At 32.1% G+C, this 14,008-nt stretch carries 11 protein-coding genes and 1 pseudogene; 4 read left to right on the top strand and 8 right to left on the bottom strand.

Annotation, left to right across the window (positions count from 1 at the left end; all coding sequences use genetic code 11):
* Positions 1-26: 26 nt before the first annotated feature.
* The gene (locus tag CLPA_RS03320; RefSeq protein WP_144311756.1) at positions 27-3,356 is read right to left on the bottom strand and encodes an InlB B-repeat-containing protein; all 3,330 of its coding nucleotides are present in this window, start codon (positions 3,354-3,356) and stop codon (positions 27-29) included.
* An 845-nt stretch (positions 3,357-4,201) separates the two neighbouring features.
* On the opposite strand from CLPA_RS03320, the gene CLPA_RS19980 reads away from it, so the two are divergent.
* The 4 genes from CLPA_RS19980 to CLPA_RS03300 all read left to right on the top strand — a co-directional run bounded on the left by CLPA_RS19980 (position 4,202) and on the right by CLPA_RS03300 (position 6,800).
* A complete protein-coding gene (locus tag CLPA_RS19980) occupies positions 4,202-5,047 on the top strand; it encodes a conserved phage C-terminal domain-containing protein (protein WP_004455489.1) in 846 nt (281 codons plus the stop codon).
* Positions 4,959-5,831: an ATP-binding protein gene (locus CLPA_RS03310; protein WP_236900375.1), complete on the top strand. Its 873-nt coding sequence runs from the start codon at positions 4,959-4,961 to the stop codon at positions 5,829-5,831. Before CLPA_RS19980 ends, CLPA_RS03310 begins: the two co-directional genes overlap by 89 nt.
* Positions 5,832-5,885: 54 nt before the next feature.
* On the top strand, positions 5,886-6,452 hold the full coding sequence (locus CLPA_RS03305) for a sigma-70 family RNA polymerase sigma factor (protein ID WP_004455492.1): 567 nt from the start codon (positions 5,886-5,888) through the stop codon (positions 6,450-6,452).
* A gap of 132 nt (positions 6,453-6,584) precedes the next feature.
* On the top strand, positions 6,585-6,800 hold the full coding sequence (locus CLPA_RS03300) for a helix-turn-helix transcriptional regulator (protein WP_004455494.1): 216 nt from the start codon (positions 6,585-6,587) through the stop codon (positions 6,798-6,800).
* Between the two features lie 169 nt (positions 6,801-6,969).
* Here CLPA_RS03300 and CLPA_RS03295 read toward each other — a convergent pair whose 3' ends face one another.
* From CLPA_RS03295 to CLPA_RS03270, 7 genes and pseudogenes are all read right to left on the bottom strand, one after another.
* Positions 6,970-7,815: an RpnC/YadD family protein gene (locus CLPA_RS03295; protein WP_004455495.1), complete on the bottom strand. Its 846-nt coding sequence runs from the start codon at positions 7,813-7,815 to the stop codon at positions 6,970-6,972.
* Positions 7,806-7,916: pseudogene (locus CLPA_RS20705) on the bottom strand (Rpn family recombination-promoting nuclease/putative transposase); the annotation flags it as partial. The gene CLPA_RS03295 and the pseudogene CLPA_RS20705, both read right to left, overlap by 10 nt.
* 289 nt (positions 7,917-8,205) lie before the next feature.
* Complete coding sequence (locus CLPA_RS03290; RefSeq protein ID WP_004455497.1) at positions 8,206-8,469, bottom strand: DUF2442 domain-containing protein; 264 nt, start codon at positions 8,467-8,469, stop codon at positions 8,206-8,208.
* A 104-nt stretch (positions 8,470-8,573) separates the two neighbouring features.
* Positions 8,574-8,759, bottom strand: coding sequence for a DUF4160 domain-containing protein (locus CLPA_RS03285; RefSeq protein WP_004455498.1), 186 nt, complete (start codon positions 8,757-8,759; stop codon positions 8,574-8,576).
* A 347-nt stretch (positions 8,760-9,106) separates the two neighbouring features.
* On the bottom strand, positions 9,107-10,402 hold the full coding sequence (locus CLPA_RS03280; RefSeq protein WP_004455500.1) for a methyl-accepting chemotaxis protein: 1,296 nt from the start codon (positions 10,400-10,402) through the stop codon (positions 9,107-9,109).
* Positions 10,403-10,631: 229 nt separating this feature from the next.
* The gene (locus CLPA_RS21465) at positions 10,632-12,053 is read right to left on the bottom strand and encodes an N-acetylmuramoyl-L-alanine amidase (protein ID WP_004455501.1); all 1,422 of its coding nucleotides are present in this window, start codon (positions 12,051-12,053) and stop codon (positions 10,632-10,634) included.
* A 550-nt stretch (positions 12,054-12,603) separates the two neighbouring features.
* A complete protein-coding gene (locus CLPA_RS03270) occupies positions 12,604-13,377 on the bottom strand; it encodes an acetoin reductase (RefSeq protein ID WP_004455503.1) in 774 nt (257 codons plus the stop codon).
* Between the last annotated feature and the right edge of the window lie 631 nt (positions 13,378-14,008).

The following is a 14,008-nucleotide window of genomic DNA, read 5'->3' as shown; positions in this document are numbered from 1 at the left end:
TCATATTCAATAAGTATTAATGCATACTAATCTTCTAAAAATACTGCTTTTACAGTCTTATCACTATCCATAGTCAATGACAATGTACTGTCAGTTCCTATTTGTTCTCCTGATGCATCTTCCCAGTGATCAAAATGCCAGCCTGTATCTGGTGCTGCTGTCAAAGTCACTGTACTGCCAATTGTGTACTCATTACTCTGTACATATGAATTTTCATTAACAGTTCCCTGTCCTTCTACTTCAGTAGTCAATGAATACTTATTTGAATCTGCAATACTGTTAATAGATGTTATTGTGTCGCCATCTATACTGAATACATTCCAGTACCTGCCAGTTCCTTCCGCATCAGATATATTAAATGTGTTTATAAGTGTATTCCCTCTATAAACTTTAATACCTGCATTTGATGTCTTTATTTCTGGTGAACCAGAGTAATTATAAATACTGTATAAGTAACTTCCTGGCTGCTGATTGTAAATTGTAATAGTTTCAGGACCGTTTCCATCTGTTACATCTTGATTTAATTTAGCGGATTCTCCATCATCTTCGTTACTATACTTAACTTCAACTTGTTTTGGAGTAACTAAGTGAGTATCTAAATCACTCACTGAATCATTCCAGGTAAGTATACTTCTTATGCTATCATCATTTATTACTGGAAGTAATTCACTTTTAGTTTCTATAGTTTGTCCTGTAGTAGCTATTACATTATAGTATCTTGTATTATAACCTGGTGCTGAAAGCTGCAATGTGTAGTTACCTGCTGACAGATTGTTAATAGTATACTTTCCATTAGCATCAGTAGTTATGGTTTCTAGTATCTTTCCCTCATGAACATCATTTCCACTTCTAACATTCACAGTAACACTTTCAATTGGATGGTCATTAGTCTCATCTGTAACTTTTCCATTAATTATTGTATCTTGTACAAATACTGCTTTCACAGTCTTGGACTTGTCCATTGTTACTTGTACTGAATTTGTAGTCCCTGTTACATCGCCTTCCCAGTGATCAAAGTGCCATCCTTCTTCTGCTGTTGCTGTTAAGGTTACTTCACTACCACTTAGATATTTATCCTGTTCAGGAGATATTGTAACAGTTCCCTGTCCTTCAGTACTTGTGGTCAATTCATATTCATCTTGTACAAACACTGCTTTCACAGTCTTTGATTTGTCCATTGTTACCTGTACTGGATTCGCTGTTCCTGTTACATCGCCTTCCCAGTGATCAAAGTGCCATCCTTCTTCTGCTGTTGCTGTTAAGGTTACTTCACTACCACTTAGATATTTATCCTGTTCAGGAGATATTGTAACAGTTCCCTGTCCTTCAGTACTTGTGGTCAATTCATATTCATCTTGTACAAACACTGCTTTCACAGTCTTTGATTTGTCCATTGTTACTTGTACTGAATTTGTAGTTCCTGTTACATCGCCTTCCCAGTGATCAAAATACCAGCCTTCTTCTGCTGTTGCTGTTAAGGTTACTTCACTACCACTTAGATATTTATCCTGTTCAGGAGATATTGTAACAGTTCCCTGTCCTTCAGTACTTGTGGTCAATTCATATTCATCTTGTACAAACACTGCTTTCACAGTCTTTGATTTGTCCATTGTTACTTGTACTGAATTTGTAGTCCCTGTTACATCACCTTCCCAGTGATCAAAATACCAGCCTTCTTCTGCTGTTGCTGTTAAGGTTACTATACTGTCACTTTGATATTTATCACCTGATACATCTCTCGTAACTGTTCCCTGCCCACTGCTATCTGTCTTCAATTCATAAGTAGGTGCCGGAGTTGGCTTTGATAAAGGCTCTGGCTTCGGTTCAGGTTTTGGTGCCGGTTCCTGAACTGACTCTGGCTTCGGTATTGGAGCAGGTTTTGGCTCTGGTTTTATTTCAGGCTTTTGCTCAGGCTTTGGTGCTGACAATATCGGCTGAGATTTAACTGGTGCTTGTGGAACTTGTACAAATACTGCTGTTACGTTTTTATTACTATTCATAAGTACTTTAATTGACCTTGAATTTCCAGCAGCATCACCAGTCCAATGATCAAACTTCCACCCACTTGGTGCTGATGTTGTAAGTGTTACCACACTGCTATTCGTATATGAAGATCTATTTACATCTCTCCTTACAGTACCTTGTCCTCTAACATTTGTATTAAGAGTAAATTGTTTTTGAACAAATACTGCCTTTACTGTTTTATTTGCATTGATATTCACTGTTATTGGATTTGCAGACCCACTGACGCTTCCCTGCCATCCTTTAAACACCCAGCCATTCTGTGGCACTGCAGTATATTTCACATTTGTACCTTCATCATATTTATCTGCATTATGTGAAGCTGTAATGCTTCCTCTGCCAGATACACTAGTAGCAACACTATACTTCTTCTTATTTACTGTAATTGTTTTACTTCCTTTTACCTTATCCTGTGATACATTCACTCCTACTTTTCCATTTTTATTGAGCTTTAAAGTATTTGTTGTCCCCTGTGGATTAGCTAAACTTCCAGTGTCATTATTAACACTCCAAGTTGGATTAATATCCATTTCCTTTCCACTCTGATCTTTACCAACAGCCTTTAAATTTATACTTTCACCTACTACAGGATTTTCCTTATCTGCTACAATATCAATAGACTGTAAAATATGTTGTTTAACATTAATGGTTATTCTCTTTGTAATTGATCCTATTTTGACTATTATTACTTCACTACCTACAGAGTTAGCATTAAATCCAACATTAAATCCTTTTGAAGATGTCAACGCACCCAAAGAAGAATTTTGAAGCATCCAATTTCCAGTAAGTTCTAAAAGTTTACCATCACTATCAGTAGCATATAACTTTAGAGATAAGCTTTTCCCCACCTGCACATCTATACTTTCTGATTGTATAGTAATTCTTGAACTAATATCATTCAGTTGTTCCTTAATACCCTTATCGTGAGTAGCACTATAACCCTCATCAAGTATTTTAATTGCATCCTGTACTTTATCCTGTTTTAAATACACATCTGCAAGGGCACTATAAAGCCTTGAATCAGGTTTCTTTTCCATTATTCTAATACCTTCTGATAAAACTTTTTCAGCAGATTTAAACCTTTTAAGAGCTACATAAGCCTTTGATAATCCCACTCTAGCTTCTACATTGGAAGGTTCAATAGAAATAACTTTTTCAAAAGCCAGTATAGCTTGTTCATATTTACCATCAGATAAGTACTTATTACCTAAATCAAGATTCTGTTTCACATTATAACTATTATAGGCTTTAACAGATATAACTCCGCCAAGGCTTAAAAAAAACAGTACAATTATGGCAATCATTATAGCCTTTTTTCTTTTTATCTTTCTCACCTCCTTTCGCAGCTTTTAAATAAAAATTGGATAATAACATAATTAATTATTTTATTATCCAATTTCACTATAATATACAATATAAATTAAATAAGTATATGTTTATTCCTATTTTGTAATATCTACAATATACTGCATACTGCTTTAACGGTTGATTTAATATTTTCATAAGTATACGTCAAGTAAAATATATAATTGTTTTATTAAATTATCGTAACAATTCCATAATGCTTTAGTAATATTTTGTATATATTATTTATAATTTGTTATTTAATTATATTATATTTTGCCAAAAATATAATGGTAATTTCCAATATATGTATTAATTTTGTCGTAAAATGTAATACTAAATAAATATTAAATTTAAAAATAATCATATGTAAGATGACAAAATGTCTTTATAGATTAATAGATAATTATAGATTTTATGTAATCATATTCATCGTTAATATTATTAAATTTACATATATTTTTTATCCATATATATATAGATATATGTGTCTCTTATAATTGAGAATAACTAAGCTTGAATAATTTATATTTACAAAAACTCACATCAACATCGAGATTTCTGTACTGTAAATATTTGAAATAAATAATCGTATCTATATTTATAGTACTTATTATTTTTTAATATAATTATATAATTCATTAAAATAAATTTATTTAATACAAAACTACATAAAATATGTCAATTGATATAGAAATAAATGTCATCTAAGGATATAATGAGAAAATAAAAAATAATCAGTTAATTTCAAGCTTTTTAGAACAAATATGCACTTGTCAATTTATCCCATAAAATATTATAGTATCATCAATACAATTTAACGGAGAGTGATAAAATGCAATTTACCGTCTATGGCTATAATCAAATTAAATTAGTTGAACTGGGCCTCGACACCATAGATATTGTACTTTTAAGATATGTTGAAAAGTTCATAAACAGCGGCAACATGGTAGAGAAAAACTTTAAGGGTGAAATTTATTACTGGCTTAACTATAAAAACATAGTAGAAGATCTGCCTATTCTTAATCTTAAAAAAGATGCTATTTACAGAAGGCTTAGATATATGACAAGTCTCAACCTGTTGAAGCACATTACAGTAAAAGATAAAGGTGTATATTCCTATTACAAACTAGGTACTGAATATAAAAATTTAGTTTCCAAAGCAGCAGCTAAAAGGGGTAAAAATCTAAGAATTTTTTATGATGATTTATCTGAAGACTCTGTAGAAAAAACCGCAGTGCCTAAGGATGGAAATCCTTATCCTTCCGGTTCAGTATCCACAGCCCCTAAGATTTTACATACTGAACAAAAGACTCCCTTACTAGAATATCCCTTTACTAAAGATTTAAAAAATATAAAAAAGGATATCCAAATTGCTGCTGTGGAATACTTGAACTCAAAATGTGGTACAAGCTATAAAGCCAGCAGTAAAAAAATACAACATCTCATAAAAAAGAGAGAAAGTGAGGGTTTTACACTAAAAGATTTCTACAAAGTCATAGACAATAAATCTAAACAATGGTTAGACACAGATATGGAACAGTACCTAAGACCAGAAACACTATTTGGTACAAAATTTGAAAGCTATTTAAATGAAAATAGCAGAAGGGAGAATAAAAATGCTGCTTACAAAGAAAGTTCTGGGGAAATCAGAAAATGTGAAGTTGGATTCAGTATATGAAACTGCTGCAATCCACAAATGCCCTATTTGCAAAGAACCTATAGGCACTATTATAACCACCTGGTTTGGAACAAGACTCTATCCAAGAGCCTGTCGCTGCAGAAGAGAAGCTCTAAAGGCACAGAGAATAAGAGATAAAAACCTGGAAAAACAGATAAGGCTCAATCAGGTAATCTCCAACAGCCTCATGAATAACAAATCTAGAAAATTCACTCTTGATAATTGGGATCACAGTATAGCCAACGAAAATCTATTTAAGGTTGCAAAGAATTATATAGATAAATTTCCAAAGATGAAGGAAGACAATAACGGTATTCTTCTCCACGGTAGTGCTGGCAATGGTAAAACCTATTTTTCCGCCTGCATAGCCAATGCCCTTATGGAAAAATTAGTTCCCGTTATATGTGTTGGAGCCATAGGACTTACAGAGAGAATATCCCAGGGTAAAAGAAACTGGGGAAATGATAGCATATTCACTGTACTGAACACCCTTGAAAATGCAGATCTTTTAATAATAGATGACCTGGGTACAGAAGAAGATACAAAATGGACAAGGTCTATGATATATCAAATCATAGAAAAGAGAAATTCAATGAACCTGCCACTTATTGTAACCACCAATATATCTCTTGAAGAACTGCAAAGCCGATATGATGACAGAACCTACAGCAGACTGCTAGGTATGTGCAATTTTCTAAAAAATAACTGGCAGGATATAAGAAGACTTAAAGGTGAGGAAAAGAGCAATAGATTTTTAGAGGAACTTTTTCAAGGTGGTTATTGATGGGAAATATCCATTTACCACTACACCAACATCAAATTAAAAAGGGGTGTCAAAATGAATAAAGACAATACTTCTAAAGCCACTATAGAAGCTCTAGTAGAATCCGCTAAAGCTGGTGACACAGAGTCCATGGAGCTAATTCTTGAGAAATTCAAATATTTTATAATGAAACATGGGAAAAAATACATAATTCCCTCTCATGATTTTGAAGATCTCATCCAGCATGGCTTTTTATCTGCAATAAGGGCAGTACAGCTCTATAGGCTGGGAAGCAATAATTTTATCACTTACTGCAATAACTCCATTATAAATAATTTCAAGGCGCTTTTAAAAGGTCATATAAAACACTATAGAGAAGTTCAGGATGAAGGCATATTAAGCATACAGGTATATGACTTTACCCTTGAGGATGAAGTTATTGCCCATGAGGAAACTCAAAGACTTCTAAAGGATGTAAAAGAAAAACTGTCTATAGATGAAAAGCATATAATCACCGGAGTATACCTTCAAGGTAGAACTTTAAAGGAAGTAGCCGCCACCTGCAATATAAACTACAGGAGAGCAGTGGAAATAAAGAGACAGGCTTTAAACAAGCTAAGGCCCCCTGCTTATAGAAAATAAATCATTTAACTTTACTATTAGATTTAAATTTAAAAATATCTTTAGGCTTTTTCATAGTTACTAAATATGTTTAATAATAAATGTAAATTTGAATATTTATATTTTCAAACAAAGAAAGGATGATAGTGAATTATGTTTAATAAAATATTTAAAGAAGCACATTGGAGTGAAAGATTGAGACTTTTGAGACTAAATAACAAATTAACTCAGCAACAGGTAGCAGACAAATGCATTATTACTCATAAAATGTACTGGAACTGGGAAAAAGGAAGACATTACCCAAGAAAGCGTTTCAGAATTTGTCTAGCTAAGATATTTGGAGTTGAAGAGGATTATATATTTTCCTAAAACATCTCAAAGATATGACCAGAATCAGAAATTAGCTTTATATTAATTTAAGGTGGGTATAACCCCACCTTAAATTAATCTTCATCATTCTATATTTAATATACACAAAAAGAAACTGCCAAAACCTTAGTCTGGCAGTTTCCAAAATTTACACCACTGGGATGTCTTTCTACATATTTTTAACTTTTCGTAGTAAATTTTTAAAATCATCTATTGTATCTACTTTAATTATTTTTTTAACAAGACCATCAAGTACTTCTATATCATCCATTGATTGAACATCTTCTCTAATGTCTTTTGGTACAAAATCAAATTTTTCTAAAAGTAAATCAAGTATATTCTTCTTTGTTGTATCTTTTTGTGCTTTTTCCGTTGCCTCTTTAGCTGCTTCTTTTCTTTCTTCTTCTACCCATTCATGAAATAAAGGTGAGTCCATAAGCATTTCCCTCCTTATATATTTTTTTACTAAATCACTAGTAAATCTTTCACTTGCTAGTATTGAAGTAACAGCAAGTAAGTCAGCTTGTAATGACTCATTATCTACAGTTTTAATAACTGAAATAGTATCTTTTAATATATTTTCATCTGTTTCATCTTCATTTTTCTCCATAAGCGGAAGTATTGGATATAAACCTACTAACTTCTTTTCTATAACAGGGCATTTCTTCATTTTCCATACTTTAATAGATCTATATGAAAATTTTAAAGTTTCTTCTAAGCCCCATCTATCTGATAAATCATATCGCTTGTTGTCATGTTCTTTAAAGAAATAAATTACTGCCTGTTTTATAGAAGGTGTTCCCATATGTTTTTGAATGGTATATTCCCATATGTCTGATCTATATCTTAACATTCTTGCTGGCATTGTATAATCAAGGTAGCCTTGTGGCTCTATGTTTAATATATATCTTTCATTGGGTGCTTCTATTAGAATAAGTTTATCAAGTCTTGATTCCTTCTTTGCTGGCACTTTTTCAGCATCCATTTCTATAATCCAATCTTTATTGCAGTCCATCTATTTTTGCCATTATAAAGTACCATAGGTACTATTGCTGGAAGTCTAAAATCTTTTTTTCGTCTGTCTTCCTTTTTGGTATTCTTTAGTATTTCTCTCCATGGTATTTCTTTTCCTAATCCATCAATGACTTATTCATAACTAACTATACTATTTTCCATTTTTATCTTACTTATCTTTACCTTGCAGCATATTCCTACTTGTATATATTGTCCGATTTAAAATCACTCCCCTATCATTATTCACTACTATATAAGCACTTTTAAAACGAGATAAATAATTGTAAATTTCCATCTGTAAATATTCTTCTAATGAATTACATTTGTACTGTGCAATGCCAAATATAAAATCTGATGATACGACATATGCTCGGATGCACCATACTGTTCATCACATTTCCTTTAATTCTTCTTTATTAAATTTCTTACTACCTAAATAAAAAGTATCAATACTTAACTCTGCACCACAATTCCATTCTATAGTACCATCAATAATGGAAAACATCTTAAATTCATTTTCATTATTTAATGGTTTAAAAATAGGATATTTTAAATATGGTTTCATGTTAAATATTTTTATTTCTCCATTTGTAAAAGTTAATATCAAACTATATTCTTTTAAAATCTCTACACTCTTTATATCCGGGCTTTGCATAAACCTTCCTCCCCTTATATTTGTTTTGGTTCAATTTTTTCAATAAATTCTCCTGATACGGCTTTATTCCATCTATCCCAAAGTTCTTCCTTATGAATTAACATCTAAGCTTTTATGAAATCCCTCTGTCTTTTATTTAATTTACCCTCAAGTAGTTTTCCATTTGCAATAGAAATTGAAGCTTTTTTACCATCAGTTAATATAACATGAAAATGTGGTTCCTTGTGTTTTTGAGTATCCATAGGATACATTTTAATTCTAATATCTTCAAATCCGGAAAGTTCTTCCATTCTATTTTCCTTTCAAATTAAAATCATATAAAAATCTCTTACTATCTATATTTTAACGTATATTTTATTTATAATCTATATACTATTTTATTATTCTCAACATTTAAAAAGTCCCATTAATTAACTATAGTATAACCATTCTTCATAAAATTTCATCACATATTTAAATGAATTTTGTCAAATGTTTATCTAAGGCATTAAAAAACAGAGCTATTGATATGTTCTATGTATCAAACTCATTTCCATTTTTTAACTGATGGCTTGCCCGAACTTGCTATAAGCACAAAAAGAAACTGCCGAAACCTTAGTCTGGCAGTTTTCAAGATTTACACCCCTAGGGTATAAATTTAGCTTATCTTAAACTTCTGGAACAGCTCATTTAATGTCTGAGCCATTTCCGCCTGATTTTGAGAGGTCTCTGCCACCTGTTTAGCTGCATTTGTACTCTCATCCACCACATTTACTACTGAATCGGCATTTTCAGAGGATCTCTGCTCATTTAAAGCTACATCCTGAATAGCTTTACTTATCTGATCTATAGTTGCAGAAAACTGTTCAAGAGTAGAGGCTATATCTTCAGATAATTTGTCCATATCCGCAGCATCACTGTAGTAGGCATTTCCACCTTCTACAAGGCTATTGAATTCCGGTATTATCTTTTCATTCATAAAGGTCATAATATCATTGCTGCTGTCGGAAAGATTCATAAAGGCCTTATCTACCTTTACTATATTTTCATTAATTTCATTTACCGCATCCTTTGACTGTTCCGCCAGTTTTCTAACCTCATCCGCTACCACTGCAAAACCTTTACCCTGTTCACCAGCTCTTGCAGCCTCTATAGCTGCATTAAGGGCAAGTAAATTGGTCTGATCTGCTATACTTTCAATAATTGCCGCCATATCCTTTATCTTTGCAACTATTTTTCCATCCTCAATGGCCTTTAATATGGACTCTCTCTTTTCTTCGTAGAGCTCACCAGTACTATCTACAGCTTTTTGTCCCTTTTCTCTAACACCTTCAGCGTTTTCCTTGGCTTTGTTTGCCACATTTCTGGTATCCAGAGCCTGCTGAGATAGTTGATTTACTCCAGAATTTATTTCCTCTATAGATGCTGTTATCTCCTCTGAAGAAGCACTATTGTCCTCTACACTTCTCTCTATATTCTTATAGGAATTATTCATCTCCTCCATTTTAGTCATGAGTTCTTCTGAAATGGCAGCCAGTTCTTCACTATCTGCACTCATATTTTCTGAGCTGCCGGCTATATTTTTAAGTAATGCAACTATATTGCTACGTGACTGATTCAACCTATCTGCCGTTTCACCAAATTCATCTTTTCTGTCCACCTCTATAGGCAGTGAAAAATCAAAATTTGAAATTCTCTCAGCAAACTTCTTAATTTTAATCAATGAACCGTTAATATTTTTTATTAGTATATAGGCAGAAATCAAGCTCACTAATATGGCAATGATCATAAACCCACTACTAATAATAGCTACATTTTTATGCTGTAAATCACCGTAAACTTCTCTCATTTCCAAATAATTTATGACACCAGCTATAATAATACATGCATCCAGTATGCTAAAGCAAAAAATCAACTTGTTAGCTACTTTCAAATTTCTAAATAATTTTATCATATTTACAACTCCTTTATTATACCATTTCACAACACTATAAATGCCCTGTAATGGTATATTCATGAATAACATACATATAAATACATCAAATATCTTCCCTATATCTTATTTATCGTCATAATAATATTATAATTTACTAGAATTATATAAAAAAATAAAGAACCGCCATCTAAATGACGATTCTCTCTAAAATATGAGGGTCTAAAATATGAGGGTCTGACCCCACTCCTTACAAAGTACTTACAATTCCATTTACAACAGCATTGGCAATAGCCTCTGGATTGTATCTGTTCATATCTGATTGGGAATCAAGGAAGAAAGTCTCCACTAGCACTGCCGGCATCACTGTGTTATTTAGTACATATAGATGTTGTCCATCTACTCCCTGTACTTTAACACCCCTATTTCTATATCCCAGTGCTACCATATTATTTAGAATATTATGGGCAAGATCTATGGACTTTTGGCTTCCGCCAGCCCAAACTTCCGTTCCCTGTCCGCCGCCTATATTTGCATGGATACTTACAAATAGCTCTGCATTGCCATTATTGGCTGCATCTACTCTTTGCTGAAGAGAATCCACAGTACTATCAGCAGTAGCTGGCTTTGTAGCTATTACATTATACCCTTTAGCCTGAAGTTTACTTATAACCTTTTGTCCAACTTCCATAGTTATTTCATCTTCCTGTCTGATTCCAGTAGCTCCAGAATCATAAGGAGCATTATGCCCTATATCTATGGCTACAGCAATAGTTTTAGTACTGGATCTATTTACTTTTATTATTACAGACCCATAGATACTGCTTCCATCATTTCCTACAGATTTTATAGTTACAGTATGATTTCCATTAGACAATTTGCTTACATCAAGATTGTAACTGTATCCGCTATTGGCTGCCCCAGCATATCCTGGGTATACATTTTTTACATCTGCTCTTGGTTGACCTATACTGGCATTACCTTTCTGATTTCCATCAACAGATATAGTTACCTGTTTTACCCCAGAAGTATTACTGTTTAAAGTCCATCCTCTCACTACTATAGAACTACCGCTTACAGTTTCATTATTTCGTGGAGTATCTATAGCCATTCTAGGATTCAGCTTTTGTACTGAATTTTGCTGCTGAGAAGTATTAGGCTTTACAATCCTTATTCTTATGGCCTCAACTCTAAGTGCTCTTCCTGTAGTTCCGGCAATTTGTCCATCTTGAACCCAGCTAGTCCATCCTATATTCTGCACATGTACCTGATACTGCACATGATAATTACTTGGTGCATTATTTAATTTAATCTTTATAGCCTCAAGTCTTAGTGCCCTGCCTGTAGTTCCTGCTGCTTGGCCCTGACTTGTCCAATTCATCCAGCCTATATTCTGAACGTGGGCCTGATAACTAACACTCATTCCCTTTGCATCACCTGACAAATTCAGTTTCAAAGCTTCCAGTCTCAAAGCTCTTCCAGTAGTTCCAGATGTATTACCATCGCTGACAGCATTCTGCCAACCTACATTTTGAACATGACTTTGATAGCTTATATGTACATCACTATTAGTATCCGCTTTTACTGTATCGTGAAAACCAAATACTAAAAATAAAAAACTCATTATAAGAAATATAGCAGCTTTTAATTTTGTATTTTTTGTTAAATCCACTTTTTCACCCCCTTTACTTTATTATTCGTATTTTTTATTAAAAGTTTTATAGCATATCCATACTATAGTATTTATGTTATTACAGTATAGGAGGTTTTTCAACATAATAATTGTAAAATAGCATATATTTAGGTAAATACTTTAGACTTCTATTTACAGCATAATTTAATATATAAAGTAAAGGCTTAATTATATATAATAATATTATATATAAATAATAGTTTTATATAGTCTCTCGAAAAATGCAGGAAAAGTTTCTAAGGATAACGATAATTTGTTTCAAAGGATCCTCATCTTAAATATCAGACATAAGAATGTTCTGATTCTGCTACGCATCTTTAGGGAATGGTGCTCTTTGAATTGTGGAATTAAATGATTACTATACTATGGAAAAGACTATGCTGAAACTGCAGTTAATAAAGTGGATTGTATAGTAATAATAAAAAATCAAATAGACATATTTTAAACTGTAACACTGTGAATTTCATACTATTATGTTGATCTTCACAGTGTTTCTTATTGCTATATACTTGAATTGTTAGAATATATTTTAATTAAAAATAATTCCACCATCCATACAAATAGCTTGTCCTGTCATATAATCTGAATTTGGTGAAGCTAAAAATGATACCAAATTTCCAATATCTTCTGGCTCTTCACTACGGCCTAATGCAATACCTTCAACAGCTTTTTTAAAGGCATCACCTTTTTTACCACCCTGATGCTTAACTATGGCTTCATCAATACGTGTCCACATATCAGTTGCAACGATTCCAGGGCAATACGCATTTACTGTAATATTATCTTTTGCTAATTCTTTAGCAGCAGCTTGAGTAAAAGCCCTAACACTGAATTTTGTAGAGGAATATAGGCCCATCATTGGAAAGCTTTCATGTCCAGCTATACTGCATGCATTTATAATTTTTCCACTTTTTTGCTTTTTCATTTGTTCAGCAGCTGCCTGAATGCCGTAAACAACTCCAAAAACATTGATTTTAAATAAAAATTCTAGCTTTTCAGGAGTGATTTCTAATACTGGTCCAACATGTTCTACCCCTGCATTATTGATAAAAACGTCTAAACTTCCAAAGGTATTTACAGCTTCTGAAACTAGTGATTTTTGATCTTGTGGATTAGTTACATCACCAACAAATGAAGAAACTTTATAATCAGAATTTTTAAATTCTGTAACAGTTTCATTCAAGACTTTTTCATTCAAGTCGCTTAAAACAACAGCAAATCCATCATCAGCTAATCGTTTTGCAATACTTTTACCAATTCCTTGTCCAGCTCCTGTAATTGCGGCCACTTTGATTTTTGACATAATGTACTTCCCCTTTCATGTACACAAAATATTTTTTGTAAGTATTTATATAAAACGTCCTACATATAAATAATATACCAATTTAACCAAAAAGTTAAGTATCTCTCATAAATTAACAAAATCAATAATGCTATAAATGATCAAAAATGATTCAATAAATTTCTAATAAACAAAAAAAGAAAAACATTTATGTAATCCCCTGTTATAATTAAGTTATCAGACAAAACATAACTAAGGCGAAAAACATAAATATTTAACAACTCAATTGTAGTAAAATCATCGCCAATATACAAATTTTTAATTGAATTAAAGATAACTCTTTATCTTACAATGTCACAAATTCACCATTTGATTCTATTTATGAATTCTATTGTGACTAAAGGATACTGTGAATTAGAAGTAATCAATGGGATCTTAAATTTTATATAAAAAAATTTGTTATTAAATTTGCTTGTTTATACTTTGATCATAATTTAATAACTAATATAAGGCCTAAATTCTCCAGTATAAAGTTGCATAAAAAATAATAATTTTATGTTATATATGAAAAAATGTAAATATATATCTAAAATATACATAAAAATTCAGTTTTTTATGTGCATCTATATTGACATAGACATAAAATTAAGTA

Origin of the sequence: Clostridium pasteurianum DSM 525 = ATCC 6013, from assembly GCF_000807255.1 — a bacterium.
Taxonomy (GTDB): domain Bacteria; phylum Bacillota; class Clostridia; order Clostridiales; family Clostridiaceae; genus Clostridium_I; species Clostridium_I pasteurianum.
This window is presented reverse-complemented; position numbering and strand designations above follow the sequence as displayed.